16 protein-coding genes and 1 pseudogene are annotated in these 17,701 nt (G+C 52.2%); 10 read left to right on the top strand and 7 right to left on the bottom strand.

What is annotated here, in order from left to right; genetic code table 11:
- Nucleotides 1–162: 162 nt before the first annotated feature.
- From clcA to erpA, 3 genes and pseudogenes are all read left to right on the top strand, one after another.
- On the top strand, nucleotides 163–1,584 hold the full coding sequence (gene clcA, locus OOJ59_RS08320) for a H(+)/Cl(-) exchange transporter ClcA (RefSeq protein ID WP_038637374.1): 1,422 nt from the start codon (nucleotides 163–165) through the stop codon (nucleotides 1,582–1,584).
- A gap of 23 nt (nucleotides 1,585–1,607) precedes the next feature.
- Nucleotides 1,608–1,673: pseudogene (yadW, locus tag OOJ59_RS08315) on the top strand (small protein YadW).
- Entirely contained in the window at nucleotides 1,666–2,010 is a 345-nt protein-coding gene (erpA, locus tag OOJ59_RS08310) for an iron-sulfur cluster insertion protein ErpA (RefSeq protein WP_006686771.1), read from the top strand. The pseudogene yadW and the gene erpA overlap by 8 nt, the downstream one beginning before the upstream one ends.
- A 119-nt stretch (nucleotides 2,011–2,129) precedes the next feature.
- On the opposite strand, the gene OOJ59_RS08305 is transcribed toward erpA, so the two are convergent.
- The 3 genes from OOJ59_RS08305 to mtnN are packed head-to-tail and all read right to left on the bottom strand — an operon-like array spanning nucleotide 2,130 to nucleotide 4,282.
- Nucleotides 2,130–2,753 carry a TRIC cation channel family protein gene (locus OOJ59_RS08305; protein ID WP_038637378.1) on the bottom strand — a complete coding sequence of 208 codons (624 nt, stop codon included), beginning with the start codon at nucleotides 2,751–2,753 and terminating at the stop codon, nucleotides 2,130–2,132.
- A gap of 37 nt (nucleotides 2,754–2,790) precedes the next feature.
- Nucleotides 2,791–3,591 (bottom strand): vitamin B12 ABC transporter substrate-binding protein BtuF, encoded by an 801-nt coding sequence (btuF, locus tag OOJ59_RS08300; protein ID WP_087857686.1) that lies wholly within the window; start codon nucleotides 3,589–3,591, stop codon nucleotides 2,791–2,793.
- On the bottom strand, nucleotides 3,584–4,282 hold the full coding sequence (gene mtnN / locus OOJ59_RS08295) for a 5'-methylthioadenosine/S-adenosylhomocysteine nucleosidase (RefSeq protein WP_160955647.1): 699 nt from the start codon (nucleotides 4,280–4,282) through the stop codon (nucleotides 3,584–3,586). Before mtnN ends, btuF begins: the two co-directional genes overlap by 8 nt.
- 83 nt (nucleotides 4,283–4,365) lie before the next feature.
- Between mtnN and dgt the strand changes: the two genes are divergently transcribed.
- The 3 genes from dgt to cdaR all read left to right on the top strand — a co-directional run bounded on the left by dgt (nucleotide 4,366) and on the right by cdaR (nucleotide 8,751).
- Complete coding sequence (dgt, locus tag OOJ59_RS08290; protein WP_069324023.1) at nucleotides 4,366–5,883, top strand: dGTPase; 1,518 nt, start codon at nucleotides 4,366–4,368, stop codon at nucleotides 5,881–5,883.
- A gap of 129 nt (nucleotides 5,884–6,012) precedes the next feature.
- Nucleotides 6,013–7,446, top strand: a complete 1,434-nt coding sequence (gene degP, locus OOJ59_RS08285; RefSeq protein ID WP_005132129.1) for a serine endoprotease DegP — start codon at nucleotides 6,013–6,015, stop codon at nucleotides 7,444–7,446.
- Between the two features lie 147 nt (nucleotides 7,447–7,593).
- Nucleotides 7,594–8,751, top strand: coding sequence for a DNA-binding transcriptional regulator CdaR (gene cdaR, locus OOJ59_RS08280; protein ID WP_038637395.1), 1,158 nt, complete (start codon nucleotides 7,594–7,596; stop codon nucleotides 8,749–8,751).
- Nucleotides 8,752–8,834: 83 nt separating this feature from the next.
- Here cdaR and OOJ59_RS08275 read toward each other — a convergent pair whose 3' ends face one another.
- From OOJ59_RS08275 to map, 4 genes are all read right to left on the bottom strand, one after another.
- The gene (locus tag OOJ59_RS08275; RefSeq protein ID WP_003018562.1) at nucleotides 8,835–9,221 is read right to left on the bottom strand and encodes a DUF3461 family protein; all 387 of its coding nucleotides are present in this window, start codon (nucleotides 9,219–9,221) and stop codon (nucleotides 8,835–8,837) included.
- 109 nt (nucleotides 9,222–9,330) lie between these two features.
- Complete coding sequence (dapD, locus tag OOJ59_RS08270; RefSeq protein ID WP_006686779.1) at nucleotides 9,331–10,155, bottom strand: 2,3,4,5-tetrahydropyridine-2,6-dicarboxylate N-succinyltransferase; 825 nt, start codon at nucleotides 10,153–10,155, stop codon at nucleotides 9,331–9,333.
- Between the two features lie 31 nt (nucleotides 10,156–10,186).
- The gene (gene glnD, locus OOJ59_RS08265) at nucleotides 10,187–12,859 is read right to left on the bottom strand and encodes a bifunctional uridylyltransferase/uridylyl-removing protein GlnD (protein WP_085048277.1); all 2,673 of its coding nucleotides are present in this window, start codon (nucleotides 12,857–12,859) and stop codon (nucleotides 10,187–10,189) included.
- 238 nt (nucleotides 12,860–13,097) lie between these two features.
- A complete protein-coding gene (gene map / locus OOJ59_RS08260) occupies nucleotides 13,098–13,892 on the bottom strand; it encodes a type I methionyl aminopeptidase (RefSeq protein WP_038637400.1) in 795 nt (264 codons plus the stop codon).
- 451 nt (nucleotides 13,893–14,343) lie between these two features.
- On the opposite strand from map, the gene rpsB reads away from it, so the two are divergent.
- The 4 genes from rpsB (at nucleotide 14,344) to frr (ending at nucleotide 17,625) form a co-directional block, all read left to right on the top strand.
- Complete coding sequence (rpsB, locus tag OOJ59_RS08255; protein WP_003018553.1) at nucleotides 14,344–15,069, top strand: 30S ribosomal protein S2; 726 nt, start codon at nucleotides 14,344–14,346, stop codon at nucleotides 15,067–15,069.
- A gap of 136 nt (nucleotides 15,070–15,205) precedes the next feature.
- The gene (tsf, locus tag OOJ59_RS08250) at nucleotides 15,206–16,057 is read left to right on the top strand and encodes a translation elongation factor Ts (protein WP_003018551.1); all 852 of its coding nucleotides are present in this window, start codon (nucleotides 15,206–15,208) and stop codon (nucleotides 16,055–16,057) included.
- Between the two features lie 145 nt (nucleotides 16,058–16,202).
- On the top strand, nucleotides 16,203–16,928 hold the full coding sequence (pyrH, locus tag OOJ59_RS08245; protein WP_003018549.1) for a UMP kinase: 726 nt from the start codon (nucleotides 16,203–16,205) through the stop codon (nucleotides 16,926–16,928).
- 139 nt (nucleotides 16,929–17,067) lie between these two features.
- Nucleotides 17,068–17,625, top strand: a complete 558-nt coding sequence (gene frr, locus OOJ59_RS08240) for a ribosome recycling factor (protein WP_006686783.1) — start codon at nucleotides 17,068–17,070, stop codon at nucleotides 17,623–17,625.
- Nucleotides 17,626–17,701: the final 76 nt, after the last annotated feature.

Raw genomic sequence — 17,701 nt, 5'->3', positions numbered from 1 at the left:
GGTCCTGGTTCGTAGAAAAAGTAAATGCCCGCTATTCTAGTTATTCAGAGAAGGTTATGAAAGTTTTACGCAATTGAAACAATGCGATTTGCAGGGGATTTTCGTGAAATGTGCGAGTAGAATGCCGATTCCGTATTTGTATTACCAATTAATGATCATCTGATGAAGACTGACACTCCCTCTTTTGAAGCACAACAAATTGTGCGTTTACGCCGCAGGGATCAAATCCGTCGACTCCTGGAACGAGACAAAACGCCGTTGGCGATCCTCTTGATGGCCGCGGTAGTGGGGACCGTGACGGGACTAGTGGGCGTGGCGTTTGAGAAAGCGGTGACCTGGGTGCAGAATCAGCGCATCGGCGCGTTGGCTCAGGTTGCGGACCATGCCATTTTGCTGTGGCCGCTGGCGTTTATCCTCTCCGCATTGCTGGCGATGGTCGGCTATTTTCTGGTGCGTAAATTTGCGCCGGAAGCGGGCGGTTCGGGGATCCCAGAGATTGAAGGCGCTTTGGAGGAATTGCGACCTGTGCGCTGGTGGCGCGTTCTGCCGGTGAAATTTATCGGCGGTATGGGTACGCTGGGCGCTGGGATGGTGCTCGGGCGAGAAGGGCCGACCGTGCAGATTGGCGGCAACATTGGGCGTATGGTGCTGGATATTTTTCGTATGCGCAGCGCCGAAGCGCGGCATACTCTGCTGGCTACCGGTGCCGCTGCGGGCCTGTCGGCGGCGTTCAATGCCCCTCTGGCGGGGATCCTGTTCATTATTGAAGAGATGCGTCCGCAGTTTCGCTATAACCTCGTGTCGATCAAAGCCGTGTTTACCGGCGTCATCATGTCGAGCATTGTGTTTCGCGTTTTCAATGGTGAAGCTCCGATTATTGAAGTTGGCAAGCTCTCCAATGCGCCGGTGAATACGCTGTGGCTGTATCTGGTGCTGGGGATTGTTTTTGGCTGCGTCGGACCGTTGTTTAATACCATGGTGTTGCGTACCCAGGATATGTTCCAGCGTTTCCACGGTGGTGAGATTAAAAAATGGGTGCTCATGGGCGGCGCGATTGGCGGCTTGTGCGGGATCCTCGGATTAATTAAACCTGAAGCAGCGGGTGGTGGGTTTAACCTGATCCCGATTGCTGCGGCGGGCAATTTTAGCGTCGGTCTGCTGCTGTTTATCTTTATTGCCCGGGTGATTACCACGCTGCTGTGCTTCTCGTCCGGCGCGCCTGGCGGGATTTTTGCCCCGATGCTGGCGTTGGGTACGCTGCTTGGTACCGCGTTCGGTATGGCCGCAGCGGCCTCTTTTCCGCAGTATCATCTGGAGGCCGGAACTTTTGCCATTGCCGGAATGGGGGCTTTGTTGGCGGCTTCGGTAAGGGCGCCGCTCACCGGTATTGTGCTGGTGCTGGAGATGACCGATAACTATCAGCTCATTTTGCCAATGATTATTACCTGTCTTGGCGCAACACTATTAGCCCAATTTATGGGCGGAAAGCCGCTATACTCGACTATCCTTGCCCGCACGCTGGCAAAACAGGAAGCGGAGCAGGCGGCAAAAAGTCAGGGGACTACCGCTGGCGAGAATACTTGAACGAAATACCAGGGTATTAGATAATGGCTTTAACCATTGGGTTATAATTTGCCCAATTGCCAATGTCGTTTGGAGCAAAATATGAGTGATGACGTAGCGCTGCCACTGCAATTTACTGAAGCAGCAGCCAATAAAGTAAAAAGCCTGATCGCTGATGAAGATAACCCGAATCTGAAATTACGCGTGTATATCACCGGCGGTGGTTGCAGCGGTTTCCAGTATGGTTTCACCTTTGATGATCAGGTGAACGATGGTGATATGACCATTGAGAAACAAGGTGTTGGTCTGGTGGTTGATCCGATGAGCCTGCAATATCTGGTGGGTGGTTCGGTTGACTATACCGAAGGTCTGGAAGGTTCCCGCTTCGTTGTGACTAACCCGAATGCTAAAAGCACCTGCGGGTGTGGTTCTTCTTTCAGCATCTGATTGCTGTCTGTAATACTGATGGTCTGATGTTGTAGGCCCGGTAAGCGCAGCGCCACCGGGCAATGTGCCGGATGGCGGCGTAAACGCCTTATCCGGCCTACATGTTCTGTACCGTCATATCAACGCCCGTTATCATCCAGCGCAAACGTCGGCAATTTCAAATGCCAGCGAATGGCGGCCAGCCGAATCAGCAGGGTGACAATCATCCCCATCATACTGGCGTTTTCCAGTGAAACATCAAAGGTATAAAACGCGGTCGCATGTACGATCCCGCCGATAATACAGGCTGTAGCGTAGATTTCGGTGCGCAAAATCATCGGCACTTCACGGGCTAATACGTCACGAATGATCCCTCCGCCAACGCCGGTAATCACGCCCATACAAATCGCCACCAGAGGCCCTGTTCCGGCAATAAAAGCTTTGTTGACGCCAATGCCCACGAATACCGCCAGGCCAACGGCATCCAGCACCGGCAGGATCCACTTCGGCAACCGTCGGGGCTGACGCACCAGCAGGATCGTCAGCATGCTGGTGATCATCGCCACCACCAGATCGGTAGGATCCTTAACCCAAAAAACCGGTCCGTTATCCAGCGCCATATCGCGGATCGTCCCGCCACCGACGGCTGTTACCACGCCTAAGACCAGAACGCCGAAGGGATCCATACGCAGTTTTCCGGCAAGCAATACGCCAGAGATAGCAAATACCGCGGTACCGACAATATCCAGCCAATAGACGAGCATGTTTAAATCCTCACAACAAACCTGGTGGGGGCAGGCGCTAATTTACCTGTGAAAGCGCATTACAGAGTTGTTTTGCGGCGAGGATAATACGCGGGCTCGCACGTTCGAACCAATCACTATTAAGGGTAATAACCGGGATTTTAAGCTGATTTCCCCAATATTGCTCAATTTTCAGCGTTTCGCCGGAACCACCGGTGGCAACGATAGCCTGCGGCGCTCTTGCCAGGACCTGTTCACGGCTAACCTGCGGCCATGGAACCCGACTGCCGGCAAAAATGTTTTCTCCGCCGCATACCTCAAGAACCTCATGCTGAATGGAGCCTTTTCCACTGGTAAACAGAGGATTCGCCCCAAACTGCAGAAACACGCGTTTTTTCGGTTTGTTGGCATACTGAGATTTTAGTAAAGCGTATTCATCAAGCAATGTTTTTGCCGCCTGTTTGGCCTGCTCTGGCCTGGGGCTCCATGGCGCCAATTGGCGTAGCGCATCGGCGACCTGCTCAATGGTAACGGCATCCACCCAAATGACTTTAATGCCCAGCGCGGTTAGCTGATTAACCTGCCGCTCAGCATTTCCTCCGCGCCAGGCGACGACCAAATCCGGTTTCAGCGCCACAATGCGTTCCAGATTCATGCCTTGCCAGGTTGAGACCTCTTCAATTTTTTGGGCCTCGGGCGGGTAATTGGAGTAGCTGCTGACGCCAACGGGCGTAATGCCTGCGGCAAAGGCGAGTTCAGTATTGGCAGGAGAAAGCGTAACAACACGCGGTGCGGCGTAAAGGAACGCCGGAAGAGTGAAAAGCAGGGCGACCAGCGCCCTGGAGAGTAATTTAGCCATGCGCCAGTTTCTGTACCAGCGTTTCAACCATCAGGCTTGACTGCTTCGCGGCGACCACCAGGAACTCGTCAAAGCTGAGATGGGACTGCTGATCGGCGACGTCGGAGATGGCGCGAACCACGACGAACGGCACGTTAAAATTGTGGCAAACATGCGCAATCGCGGTTGCTTCCATCTCAACGGCAATCGCCTGCGGGAAGTTATGCTTAATTTTAGCCAGGCCGACAGAGCCATTAATGAAGGCATCTCCGCTGACGATAAGCCCACGGACGGCATTCAGATTCAGTTCAGCAATGCAGGCTTCTGCTGCAGTAATCAGCGCAGGATCGGCTTTGAAACCCGCCGGGCAACCCGGTAGCTGACCAAATTCATAGCCAAATGCCGTGACGTCGGCATCGTGATAGCGCGCTTCATCAGAAACCACGATATCGCCGACTTTCAGCGTAGAGGCCAGGCCGCCCGCTGAACCGGTATTAATGATAGCGTCCGGCTTGCAGCGTTCAAGCAGCAACGTAGCGCCCAGTGCCGCAGCGACTTTACCGATGCCTGATTTCAGTAGCGCAACCTCAGTACCATTCAGTTGGCCGGTGTAAATTTCACAACCGCCGAGAGCGATGGTCTGACGGTTTTCGATTTTGTCACGCAGTAGCGTAACTTCTTCTTCCATTGCACCAATGATGCCGATTTTCATAGATTTACTCGCGATAAGCCAGATTTGAGGGCATAGTCTATCATGCGCTTACGGGGTAGCGCATTTCTCAGGCGGGAGAGGACATGGCACAGATCGATTTCCGAAAAAAAATAAACTGGCATCGTCGTTACCGTTCGCCGCAGGGCGTGAAGACTGAGCACGAGATCCTGCGTATTTTCGAAAGCGATCGTGGACGCATTATCAATTCTCCGGCAATTCGCCGACTGCAACAAAAGACCCAGGTCTTTCCGTTGGAACGTAATGCGGCGGTACGCACGCGTTTGACGCACTCAATGGAAGTTCAGCAGGTTGGTCGCTATATCGCGAAAGAGATCCTCAGCCGACTCAAAGAGCAAAAGTTGCTGGAGCAGTATGGTCTGGATGAACTGACGGGACCGTTTGAGAGTATTGTTGAAATGTCCTGCCTGATGCATGACATTGGCAATCCGCCGTTTGGTCACTTTGGTGAAGCGGCGATTAATGACTGGTTCCGCCAGCGACTGTACCCCGCAGATGCGGAAAGTCAGCCACTCAGCGATGACCGTTGCCTGGTGGCGGCATTACGTTTGCGCGAGGGCGAAGAGTCGCTGAATGATATTCGCCGTAAAGTGCGACAGGACCTGTGCCATTTTGAGGGTAATGCGCAAGGGATTCGTCTGGTACATACCCTGATGCGTATGAATCTTACCTGGGCGCAGGTTGGCGGTATTTTGAAATATACCCGCCCGGCGTGGTGGCGCGGCAATGCGCCCGCAACACACAACTATTTAATGAAGAAACCGGGCTATTATCTTTCCGAAGAATCGTATATTGAGAGATTACGTAAAGAATTATCATTAGCGCCTTACAGTCGCTTTCCATTAACCTGGATTATGGAAGCTGCTGATGATATCTCTTATTGCGTGGCCGATCTGGAAGATGCCGTTGAGAAAAGAATCTTTAGCGTCGAACAACTTTATCAGCATCTGTATGCGGCGTGGGGACACCACGAAAAAGGTTCCCTGTTCAGTCTGGTGGTAGAGAACGCCTGGGAGAAATCACGTTCAAATACATTAAGCCGGAGTACCGAAGATCAGTTCTTTATGTATTTACGCGTTAATACATTGAATAAACTGGTGCCGTACGCTGCCCAGCGATTTATCGATAACTTGCCGCAGATTTTCGAGGGATGTTTTAATCACGCGCTGTTAGAAGATGCCAGTAGCTTCAGCCAGTTGCTGGGCGTCTATAAAAATGTGGCGATAAAACATGTCTTTAGCCACCCAGACGTAGAGCAACTGGAGTTACAGGGCTATCGGGTGATAAGCGGGCTGCTGGAAATCTATCAACCGTTATTAAAAATGACTCAGTCAGATTTTACGGAACTGGTCGAAAATGAAAGAGTAAAACGTTTTCCTATCGAGTCCCGGTTATTTCAGAAGTTGTCTACTCGCCATCGCCTTGCTTATGTTGAGGCGGTCAGTAAAATATCGGCTAGTTGCGCTGAGTTTCCTGTTCTGGAATATTATTATCGCTGCCGTTTGATTCAGGATTATATCAGCGGGATGACAGATTTATATGCCTGGGATGAATATCGTCGGTTGATGGCAGTAGAACAATAAATAATCATTTGTAAAGATCGACAATAAAATTTTACTTTTTCCTTAAACTTAAATCTGGAACTTAGCGCTATAAAACGACTCTGACGTATACAGCAATTTTGCGTTACCTGTTAATCGAGAACGAAACACATGAAAAAAACCACATTAGCAATGAGTGCACTGGCTCTGAGTTTAGGTTTGGCGTTGTCCCCCTTGTCTGCAACAGCGGCTGAAACGGCGTCTTCAGCAACGACCGCCCAACAGATGCCAAGCCTGGCCCCGATGCTTGAAAAAGTGATGCCATCGGTGGTGAGTATTAACGTCGAGGGGAGCACGACGGTGAATACGCCGCGCATGCCGCGTAATTTCCAGCAGTTCTTCGGTGATAATTCCCCGTTCTGCCAGGACGGTTCTCCGTTCCAGAGTTCCCCGTTCTGCCAGGGCGGCGCACCGGGCGCTGACAACGGCGGCGGCCAGCAGCAAAAATTTATGGCGCTGGGCTCCGGCGTAATTATTGATGCTGCGAAAGGGTATGTTGTGACCAACAACCACGTGGTGGATAACGCCACGGTAATTAAGGTTCAACTAAGCGATGGCCGTAAGTTTGACGCGAAGATCGTGGGTAAAGATCCGCGCTCCGATATCGCGTTGATCCAGATTCAGGATCCGAAAAACCTGACGGCAATTAAGCTGGCGGATTCCGACGCGCTGCGCGTGGGTGATTACACCGTGGCAATTGGCAACCCGTTTGGCCTCGGTGAGACCGTGACCTCCGGTATCGTTTCTGCGCTGGGTCGTAGCGGCCTGAATGCGGAAAACTACGAGAACTTTATCCAGACGGATGCTGCGATCAACCGGGGCAACTCCGGTGGCGCACTGGTCAACCTGAACGGTGAGCTGATCGGGATTAACACCGCGATCCTCGCGCCGGACGGCGGTAATATCGGGATCGGTTTTGCAATCCCAAGCAACATGGTGAAAAACCTGACCTCCCAGATGGTTGAGTTCGGCCAGGTTAAACGTGGCGAGCTGGGCATCATGGGTACCGAGCTGAGCTCTGAGCTGGCGAAAGCGATGAAAGTTGACGCCCAGCGTGGCGCATTCGTCAGCCAGGTCATGCCGAACTCTTCCGCAGCGAAAGCGGGTATTAAAGCCGGGGATGTGATTACCTCCCTGAACGGTAAACCTATCAGCAGCTTTGCCGCACTGCGTGCGCAGGTGGGAACTATGCCGGTAGGCAGCAAAATTAACCTTGGCCTGCTGCGCGACGGTAAGCCTGTTACTGTGAATCTGGAACTGCAGCAGAGCAGCCAGACCCAGGTTGATTCCAGCTCTATCTTCAAAGGCATTGAAGGTGCCGATATGAGCAACAAGGGCCAGGACAAAGGGGTTGTGGTAAGTGACGTGAAACCGAATTCTCCGGCTGCACAGATTGGCCTGAAGAAAGGGGATGTGATTATCGGTGCTAACCAGCAACCGGTGAAAAATATCGCCGAACTGCGCAAAATTCTCGACAGCAAACCCGCTGTACTGGCGCTGAACATTCAGCGTGGCGACAGCTCCATCTATCTGTTGATGCAGTAATCTCCCTCAACCCCTTCCTGCACAGGAAGGGGTTTCTTTTTGTGATACCTCCCACAACTCCATACTTCTCTCTTCCGCTTTGTGCATTTGCACAATGTTGTCGCTTGTTATCTTCCTTATGCTTGAGCTCTGCTCACAGGAGGGTTTATGGCTGGCTGGCATCTTGATACCAAAATGGCGCAGGATATCGTGGCGCGTACCATGCGCATCATTGATACCAATATCAACGTAATGGATGCCCGTGGGCGGATAATCGGCAGCGGCGATCGCGAACGAATTGGTGAATTGCACGAAGGCGCGCTGCTGGTGCTTTCTCAGGGGCGGGTGGTCGATATTGACGATGCGGTCGCACGGCATTTACACGGTGTGCGACAGGGGATCAATCTGCCGCTGCGTCTTGACGGCGAAATCGTTGGCGTTATCGGTCTTACCGGCGAACCGGAACATCTGCGCAAATACGGCGAATTGGTATGTATGACCGCCGAAATGATGCTGGAACAGTCGCGTCTGATGCATCTTTTAGCCCAGGACAGCCGTCTGCGCGAAGAATTGGTGATGAACCTGATTCAGGCGGAAGAAAATACCCCAGCGCTAATGGAATGGGCGCAGCGTTTAGGCATCGATTTGAACCAGCCGCGCGTGGTAGCGGTAGTCGAAGTCGACAGCGGTCAGCTTGGTGTTGACAGCGCGATGGCTGAACTACAGCAATTACAGAATGCGTTGACCACGCCAGAGCGTAATAATCTGATTGCGATTGTTTCCCTGACTGAGATGGTGGTGCTGAAACCCGCGCTTAATCAGTTTGGCCGCTGGGATGCCGAAGATCATCGCAAGCGCGTTGAACAGCTCATTGCCCGGATGAAAGAGAACGGACAGCTGCGTTTTCGCGTCTCGCTCGGCAACTATTTTACCGGACCTGGCAGCATTGCCCGTTCGTATCGTACGGCGCGTACCACCATGATGGTCGGTAAGCAGCGGATGCCGGAAAGCCGAAGCTATTTCTATCAGGATCTGATGCTGCCGGTACTGCTGGACAGCCTGCGCGGCGGTTGGCAGGCCAATGAGCTGGCGCGTCCGTTGGTACGGTTAAAAGCAATGGATAACAACGGCTTGCTGCGTCGGACATTAGCGGCATGGTTTCGGCATAACGTTCAGCCGCTGGCGACCTCAAAAGCCTTGTTTATTCATCGCAATACGCTGGAGTATCGCCTGAATCGTATTTCAGAACTGACCGGGCTGGATTTGGGGAATTTTGACGACAGGCTGCTGCTGTATGTGGCATTGCAGTTAGATGAGCAGCATTGATTGCCTGATGGCGCGACGCTTATCAGGCAAAATGCCGGGTGGCGGCTTCGCCTTACCCGGCCTACGAATACATCCACTCGCGGTTATTTACGCGTCAGTTTTTCCAGATCGGCTTCAATTTCGCTGATCTTGTTGGTCACGACGCTTTCCAGATGACGTAAATCATCGAGGATCTTACGTTTAAGATCGACTTCGCTGCGATCGCGCTGGCAGATCTGATCCAGTTCATCGATCACATAGCGCAGGTTGGGGCTGATCTCCTGCACTTCTTTATAACCCTGGCCGACGCCATCGGCGACAACCGTTTTACGCTGACGGGGATATTTGAACTTCACGCTCTTGGCAAAAAACTCGCCTTTATCCTTCTGGAAATAGATTTTCAGGATATCGTTGTTGGCTTCTTGCCGCAGGCTGTAACGATCGATCTCTTCAGGATTAGTAATGCCCAGACTTTTCAGATTGTCATACATAGCGGTACCCTTAAGCTCACTATAACCATTGAATAATTAACGAAAAGCCTTGTTTACGCCACTCGCAGATGTAAAAAAAGCGGGCTAAGCCCGCTTTTTCAAATTGCTGTTAGTCGATGGTGCGTAACAGTTCGTTGATTCCCACTTTGCCACGCGTTTTGGCATCAACCTTTTTCACTATCACCGCGCAGTACAGGCTGTATTTGCCATCTTTCGACGGCAGGTTGCCGGAGACGACAACGGAGCCCGCCGGAACGCGGCCATAATGTACTTCGCCAGTTTCACGATCGTAAATACGGGTGCTCTGGCCGATGTACACGCCCATGGAGATAACGGATCCTTCTTCGACGATCACGCCTTCTACGACTTCAGAACGCGCGCCGATGAAGCAGTTGTCTTCAATGATGGTCGGGTTAGCCTGTAACGGCTCCAGTACGCCGCCAATGCCAACGCCGCCGGACAAGTGTACGTTTTTACCGATTTGCGCACAGGACCCGACTGTCGCCCAGGTATCAACCATCGTACCTTCATCAACATAAGCGCCGATGTTCACGTAAGACGGCATCAGCACGGTGTTACGGGCGATAAACGCGCCCTGACGTACTGCCGCAGGCGGCACCACGCGGAAACCTTCTTTCTGAAAACGCGCTTCGTCATAGTCGGCGAATTTCATCGGCACTTTATCGAAGTAACGGCTTTCCGCACCATCGATAACCTGATTATCGTTAATACGAAAAGAGAGCAGGACCGCTTTTTTCAGCCACTGATGCGTGACCCACTGACCCTCAATCTTTTCTGCGACGCGCAGAGCACCGGAATCCAGTAAAGAAATAACCTGATTCACCGCTTCGCGGGTTACGGTATCCACATTTGCCGGAGTAATGTCGGCACGGCGCTCGAAAGCGGATTCAATAACGTTCTGTAACTGCTGCATTGTTAAACTCTTTCCATAATAAATAAAAACATCACCCTTTATCGTTTGGATTGAGGGCCTCTGTCAACCGTTGATGCACTTCCTGCTGCAGCTCATTATTAAGGGCGCGCCGGTCGGCGGTGGCGATTATGAATAAATCTTCTACTCGCTCGCCAATTGTTGTAATTCGGGCGCCATGCAGCGAAATTCCCAGATCGGCAAAAATCTGCCCGACCCGCGCCAGCAGTCCTGGCTGGTCGAGAGCGATAAGCTCGAGGAATGATTTTCGATCGGTATGGGTCGGCAGAAAAGTCACTTCGGTATCGACGGTAAAATGGCGTAATTTTGCCGGCTGGCGACGCGGTTGCGGCGGTTGCCAGCTACGCTGAGTGATCGCCTGTTCCAGCCCGAAGCGGATCGCTTCGTGTCGGTCTGACGACAGCGGGCTACCGTCCGGCTCCAGCACAATGAACGTATCCATCGCCATTCCATCGCGGGTGGTGAAAATCTGCGCATCGTGGACGCTCAGATTACGCCGGTCCAGCTCGGCGCAAACGGCGGCAAACAGATACGGGCGATCCGGACTCCAGATAAAGATTTCCGTTCCTCCACGCGTTGCCTGCGGGCTAAGCAGAATGAGCGGCTCTTTGAGGTCATGTTGTAAGAGATGACGCGCATGCCAGGCCAGTTGATTTGGACTGTGGCGCACGAAATAGTTTGCCCGACAGCGTGACCAGATATGGTGTAGCGCTTCTTCATCAATGTTATCCATCCGCAATAACGCCAGTGCCTGAAGCTGATGGTGACGCACGCGCTCGCGCATATCCGGCGTGTTTTGCATCCCACGACGTAGCTGTTTTTCCGTGGCAAAGTACAGCTCGCGCAGCAGGCTTTGCTTCCAGCTATTCCACAGCGTTTCGTTGGTGGCGCAAATATCCGCGACGGTCAGGCACACCAAAAAGCGCAGGCGGTGTTCCGTTTGCACTTCTTCGGCGAATTGCTTAATCACTTCGGGATCCTGAATATCGCGACGTTGAGCGGTTACTGACATCAGTAAATGCTGGCGCACCAGCCACACGATCAGCTGTGTTTCGCGGGAGTTCAGGCCGTGCAGTTCGGCGAATTTGAGTACGTCCTGAGCACCGAGAACCGAATGATCGCCACCGCGGCCTTTGGCGATATCATGGAACAACGCGGCAATCAGAATCAGCTCCGGCTGCCGCAGGCGCGGCCACAGATCCACACACAGCGGATGGCGCTGGCGGGTCTCTTCGTTGGCAAAACTTTCCAGCTTGAGCATTACGCGGATGGTGTGTTCATCTACCGTATAGGCATGAAACAGGTCAAACTGCATTTGGCCGACTATATGCGACCATTGCGGCATATAGGCCCACAATACGCTGTGGCGATGCATCGGCAGCAGGCCGCGGCTCACCGCGCCCGGATGGCGTAACATGCTGAGAAACAGCGAGCGCGCTTCCGGGATGTAGCATAACGGCTGCGTTAAATGACGGCGGGCATGGCGCAGATGGCGCAGTGTGGTGGAGTAAATCCCGCTGATTGCGCTGTTACGCACCATGATGTAAAACATCCGCAATATCGCTTCGGGTTTACGGATAAACAGGTCATCGCTGCGCAGATCAATCAAGGAGCCGCGCAGTTGAAAGTCGTCATCAATCGGACGCGGCTTTTCGTCGGCGGGCATGGCGAGGATCGCCTCGTCGAACAGCTGCAACAGCATGTGGTTCAGTTCGCTGACCCGTCGCGTAACGCGAAAATAGTCTTTCATCATCCGCTCGATTGGCTCGTTGCCCTCACCGCCGTAGTTTAGCCGTTGGGCTACGCTGAGCTGACGATCAAACAGCAGGCGGTTATCGTAACGACTCACGATCAGGTGCAGAGCAAAGCGTATGCGCCACAGGATATGCAAGCATTCATTCAGCTCGGCACGCTCCGCCAGCGTCAAAAAACCAAAACCAACCATTTCATCCAGCGACGTGGCGCCAAAATGGCGGCGGGCGACCCATTGTAGAGTGTGGATGTCGCGCAGGCCGCCGGGGCTGCTTTTGATATCGGGTTCCAGATTGTAGCTGGTGCCATGATAACGCTGGTGACGTTGATTTTGCTCTTCCACTTTGGCGGCGTAAAACTTATCGGACGGCCAGAAACCTTCGCTAAAAATATGCTTTTGTAGCTCAAGAAACAGCGCCACGTCGCCAATCAGCAGGCGTGTTTCTATCAGATTGGTGGCGACGGTTAAATCTGATAAACCTTCCAGCAGACACTCTTCCAGCGTGCGCACGCTGTGGCCCACTTCCAGCCTCACGTCCCACAACAGCGTTAACAGCTCACCGACTTTTTCGGCCTGCGCGTCAGGGAGCTTTTTACGGCTGAGGATCAACAGGTCGATATCGGAAAGCGGGTGCAGTTCGCCGCGCCCGTAACCCCCAACGGCAACCAGCGCTAGGTCGGCAATTTGGCCAAAACCGGCTTCAATCCACAGGCGCTGTAGCAACTGGTCAATAAATTCGGTACGGGCCTCAATGAGCTGTTCAGCGGAAATTCCGCTGTCGAACGCTTCGCCTAACCAGCGCTGGAACGTGTCGATATGCGCTTTAATGCCGGCGCAGTTGAGATCGTGCTGTGGCCAGGTTCCGGGGTTTTGCGGTTGGCCAGGCAGGGTGGGGAGGGCTGTATTTGCGTGCTGTTCAGGAAGAGTATTCATTATGCGCCACCCATTAAAAAGCCGGATGATGGCGTGAACGCCTTATCCGGCCTACGTATTTACTCTTCATCCTTCAAGTTGCTTCTACGTTGGCTGCGCTCGTTCACTCCAGTCACGTACTTATGTACGCTCCTGAAGATTCACTCTCTTGCCGCCTTGAGGCAACTCGAATGATTTTGAGTAAAGGGGTAATTTGTAGGCCTGATAAGATGCGAATGCATCGCCATCAGGCAAAACATTATTCGTCGTGAGTGATGATCGCCGGGATGGTGTCATCCTTGCGTAACGTCAGGATCTCACAGCCGTTTTCCGTCACCACAATAGTATGCTCGTACTGAGCAGACAAGCTGCGGTCTTTGGTTTTCACCGTCCAGCCGTCTTTCATGGTGCGGATGCGGTAATCACCGGCATTCAGCATCGGTTCTACGGTGAAGGTCATGCCCGGCTGCAGTACCACGCCGCCGTCGTCTGCATCGTAGTGCAGAACCTGAGGCTCCTCGTGGAAGCCGCGACCGATACCGTGACCGCAGTATTCACGTACTACAGAGAAGCCTTCGCCTTCCGCGTATTTCTGAATCGCAGCGCCCAACGTGCGCAGGCGAATGCCCGGTTTAACCATCCGCAGCGCCAGATACAGGCTTTCCTGCGTTACACGGCACAGACGTTCGCCCAGAATGGTGGGTTTGCCGACGATAAACATTTTGGAGGTATCGCCGTGGAATTCGTCTTTAATCACGGTCACGTCGATGTTAACGATATCACCATCTTTCAGGTGCTTAGCGTCGTCCGGGATCCCGTGGCACACCACTTCGTTAATCGAGATACACACGGATTTAGGGTAACCGTGGTAGCCCAGGCACGCGGAAATGGCCTGCTGCTCATTAACGATATAGTCATTACAGATGCGATCCAGTTCGCCGGTGCTGACGCCCGGTTTGATAAACGGTTCGATCATCTCCAGTACTTCCGCCGCCAGACGGCCAGCGACGCGCATTTTTTCGATTTCTTCAGGGGTCTTGATTGAGATAGCCATGAATTCTGTCCATCAGTGCCGATTATTTTCGGCAATAATTGTGTAAGTGCTGACAATGGTATCAGTCAGGGGTGTACCCTGCCAAATTGAGAATCATTCTGAACTTCGCCTTTCGTGCCACAGGTGCGTTGGCTACATTTTTTCACCCCAGTCACTTACTGGCCGTAAGCTCCCGGGGATTCAAAAATTTGCCGCCCGCCTGTAACACGAAATTCATCGTTCAATTCAGCACTGAGTGCCAACAATTATTGGTGTCGGTGGCGTATTTGTGGTATAAAGCGCGCCGGACTTCCGATCCACTCGAAGACTACACACGATGGACGGGAGCGACAAATCTCACTTTGTGTAACAACACACACGTATCGGCACATATTCCGGGGTGCCCTTTGGGGTCGGTAATATGGGATGCGTGGAGGCTTAACCCCAACTTTTATATATAGAGGTTTTAATCATGGCAACTGTTTCCATGCGCGACATGCTCAAGGCTGGTGTTCACTTTGGTCACCAGACCCGTTACTGGAACCCGAAAATGAAGCCGTTCATCTTCGGTGCGCGTAACAAAGTTCACATCATCAACCTTGAGAAAACTGTACCGATGTTCAACGAAGCTCTGGCTGAACTGAACAAGATCTCTGCTCGTAAAGGTAAAATCCTTTTCGTTGGTACTAAACGCGCTGCAAGCGAAGCGGTGAAAGAAGCTGCTAACAGCTGCGACCAGTTCTTCGTGAACCATCGCTGGCTGGGCGGTATGCTGACTAACTGGAAAACCGTTCGTCAGTCCATCAAACGTCTGAAAGATCTGGAAACTCAGTCTCAGGACGGTACTTTCGAAAAGCTGACCAAGAAAGAAGCGCTGATGCGTACTCGTGAGCTTGAGAAACTGGAAAACAGCCTGGGCGGTATCAAAGACATGGGCGGTCTGCCGGACGCTCTGTTCGTAATCGATGCTGACCACGAGCACATTGCTATCAAAGAAGCAAACAACCTGGGTATCCCGGTATTTGCTATCGTTGATACCAACTCTGATCCGGACGGTGTTGACTTCGTTATCCCGGGTAACGACGACGCAATCCGTGCTGTGACCCTGTACCTGGGCGCTGTAGCTACTACCGTTCGTGAAGGCCGTTCTCAGGATCTGGCTTCCCAGGCGGAAGAAAGCTTCGTAGAAGCTGAATAATAAGGCACGCTCGTTAGAGCCCTTATAGACCAGGTAGTATCACGTTTGGTTAGGGGGCCTGTATATGGCCCCCTTTTTCACTTTTAAATCTGTGCGGTTTCATGCCGGGCAGATCAAATCTTCCGAGGATTTTAGAATGGCTGAAATTACCGCATCCCTGGTAAAAGAGCTGCGTGAGCGTACTGGCGCAGGCATGATGGATTGCAAAAAAGCACTGACTGAAGCTAATGGCGACATCGAGCTGGCAATCGAAAACATGCGTAAGTCCGGCGCAATCAAAGCGGCGAAAAAAGCAGGCAACGTTGCTGCTGACGGCGTAATCAAAACCAAAATCGACGGCAACATCGCTTTCATTCTGGAAGTTAACTGCCAGACTGACTTCGTTGCTAAAGATGCTGGTTTCCAGGCATTTGCTGACAAAGTACTGGACGCTGCCGTTGCTGGCAAAATCACTGACGTTGAAGTTCTGAAAGCACAGTTCGAAGAAGAACGTGTTGCGCTGGTTGCTAAAATCGGTGAGAACATCAACATTCGTCGCGTGGCTTCCCTGGAAGGCGAAGTTCTGGGTAACTACCAGCACGGTGCGCGTATCGGTGTTCTGGTTGCTGCAACTGGCGCTGACGAAGAACTGGTTAAACAGCTGGCAATGCACGTTGCTGCAAGCAAACCAGAATTCGTTAAGCCGGAAGACGTTTCTGCTGAAGTGGTAGAGAAAGAATACCAGGTTCAGCTGGACATCGCCATGCAGTCTGGCAAGCCGAAAGAAATCGCAGAGAAAATGGTTGAAGGCCGCATGAAGAAATTCACCGGCGAAGTTTCTCTGACTGGCCAGCCTTTCGTTATGGAACCGAGCAAATCTGTTGGTCAGCTGCTGAAAGAGCACAATGCTGACGTAACTGGTTTCATCCGCTTCGAAGTGGGTGAAGGCATCGAGAAAGTTGAGACTGACTTTGCAGCAGAAGTTGCTGCGATGTCCAAGCAGTCTTAATTTTTAAAGGAGCCGCCTGAGGGCGGCTTCTTTTTGTGTCTGGCTTGTAAATTCAGCGAACCGCTATAGTGGTCATGCTGAAAAGCGACATACAATGTCGCCGGAATTAACTCATCTCATTCGTTGACAGTCTCAGGAAAGAAACATGGCTACCAATGCAAAACCCGTCTACAAACGTATTCTGCTTAAGTTAAGTGGCGAAGCTCTGCAAGGTTCAGAAGGCTTCGGTATTGATGCAAGCATACTTGACCGTATGGCTCAGGAAATCAAAGAGCTGGTTGAGCTGGGTATTCAGGTTGGCGTAGTGATTGGTGGCGGTAACCTGTTCCGTGGTGCTGGTCTGGCGAAAGCAGGGATGAACCGCGTTGTGGGCGACCACATGGGCATGTTAGCCACCGTAATGAACGGTCTGGCGATGCGCGATGCGCTTCACCGCGCCTATGTGAACGCTCGCTTGATGTCCGCCATTCCTCTGAACGGCGTGTGTGATAACTACAGCTGGGCGGAAGCTATCAGCCTGCTGCGTAACAACCGCGTTGTTATTTTGTCTGCGGGTACTGGCAATCCGTTCTTCACTACTGATTCAGCAGCCTGTCTGCGCGGTATTGAAATTGAAGCGGATGTGGTACTGAAAGCTACCAAAGTGGACGGCGTATTTACTGCCGACCCGGCTAAAGATCCTACGGCGACCATGTACGAACAGTTGACCTACACTGAAGTACTGGATAAAGAGCTGAAAGTGATGGATCTGGCGGCGTTCACGCTGGCTCGTGACCACAAATTACCGATTCGTGTCTTTAACATGAACAAACCGGGTGCGCTGCGCCGTGTTGTTATGGGTGAAAAAGAAGGCACGTTAATCACGGAATAATTCCCGTTGCGGCTAAATGCAGGTAATATTCCGCTTTAATGTCGCGGGATACGTCCCTCAAAATTAATTAAGACTATACTTGTCACAGCTTGCGTGGTGGGTATGGTCTGACTGAAACGAGCTTTCAAGGATTCGTAACGTGATCAACGATATCAGAAAAGATGCTGAAGTACGCATGGACAAATGCGTCGAAGCGTTCAAAAATCAAATCAGCAAAATTCGTACGGGCCGTGCTTCTCCTAGCCTGCTGGATGGTATTGTCGTGGAATATTACGGCACGCCGACTCCGCTGCGCCAGCTGGCAAGCGTAACGGTTGAAGATTCCCGTACCCTGAAAATCAACGTGTTTGACCGTTCCATGGGACCAGCCGTTGAAAAAGCAATTATGGCTTCCGACCTTGGTCTGAATCCAAGTTCAGCGGGTTCCGATATCCGCGTTCCGCTGCCGCCGCTGACCGAAGAGCGTCGTAAAGATCTGACCAAGATCGTGCGTGGCGAAGCTGAAGGCGCGCGTGTTGCCGTACGTAACGTACGCCGCGATGCAAACGACAAAGTGAAAGCGCTGTTGAAAGATAAAGAGATCAGCGAAGACGACGATCGCCGCTCTCAGGATGAAGTACAGAAACTGACTGACGCAGCGATCAAGAAAGTTGATGCGGCGCTGGCAGAGAAAGAAACGGAACTGATGCAGTTCTGATTCATCTGTACGCTAAAAACGCCGCTTAGAAGGCCTGCAAAGGCTGGATGGCGGCGTTTTGCTTTTTTCTGTCTAT

Origin of the sequence: Citrobacter sp. W9, assembly GCF_026719375.1 — a bacterium.
In the GTDB taxonomy this organism is placed as follows: Bacteria; Pseudomonadota; Gammaproteobacteria; order Enterobacterales; family Enterobacteriaceae; genus Citrobacter; species Citrobacter werkmanii.
This window is presented reverse-complemented; position numbering and strand designations above follow the sequence as displayed.

Bases quoted from the DNA above. Each gene is read 5' to 3' on its own strand.
- clcA (WP_038637374.1), top strand. From the start codon at position 163: ATGAAGACTGACACTCCCTCTTTTGAAGCACAACAAATTGTGCGTTTA.
- erpA (WP_006686771.1), top strand. From the start codon at position 1,666: ATGAGTGATGACGTAGCGCTGCCACTGCAATTTACTGAAGCAGCAGCC.
- OOJ59_RS08305 (WP_038637378.1), bottom strand. From the start codon at position 2,753: ATGCTCGTCTATTGGCTGGATATTGTCGGTACCGCGGTATTTGCTATC.
- btuF (WP_087857686.1), bottom strand. From the start codon at position 3,591: ATGGCTAAATTACTCTCCAGGGCGCTGGTCGCCCTGCTTTTCACTCTT.
- mtnN (WP_160955647.1), bottom strand. From the start codon at position 4,282: ATGAAAATCGGCATCATTGGTGCAATGGAAGAAGAAGTTACGCTACTG.
- dgt (WP_069324023.1), top strand. From the start codon at position 4,366: ATGGCACAGATCGATTTCCGAAAAAAAATAAACTGGCATCGTCGTTAC.
- degP (WP_005132129.1), top strand. From the start codon at position 6,013: ATGAAAAAAACCACATTAGCAATGAGTGCACTGGCTCTGAGTTTAGGT.
- cdaR (WP_038637395.1), top strand. From the start codon at position 7,594: ATGGCTGGCTGGCATCTTGATACCAAAATGGCGCAGGATATCGTGGCG.
- OOJ59_RS08275 (WP_003018562.1), bottom strand. From the start codon at position 9,221: ATGTATGACAATCTGAAAAGTCTGGGCATTACTAATCCTGAAGAGATC.
- dapD (WP_006686779.1), bottom strand. From the start codon at position 10,155: ATGCAGCAGTTACAGAACGTTATTGAATCCGCTTTCGAGCGCCGTGCC.
- glnD (WP_085048277.1), bottom strand. From the start codon at position 12,859: ATGAATACTCTTCCTGAACAGCACGCAAATACAGCCCTCCCCACCCTG.
- map (WP_038637400.1), bottom strand. From the start codon at position 13,892: ATGGCTATCTCAATCAAGACCCCTGAAGAAATCGAAAAAATGCGCGTC.
- rpsB (WP_003018553.1), top strand. From the start codon at position 14,344: ATGGCAACTGTTTCCATGCGCGACATGCTCAAGGCTGGTGTTCACTTT.
- tsf (WP_003018551.1), top strand. From the start codon at position 15,206: ATGGCTGAAATTACCGCATCCCTGGTAAAAGAGCTGCGTGAGCGTACT.
- pyrH (WP_003018549.1), top strand. From the start codon at position 16,203: ATGGCTACCAATGCAAAACCCGTCTACAAACGTATTCTGCTTAAGTTA.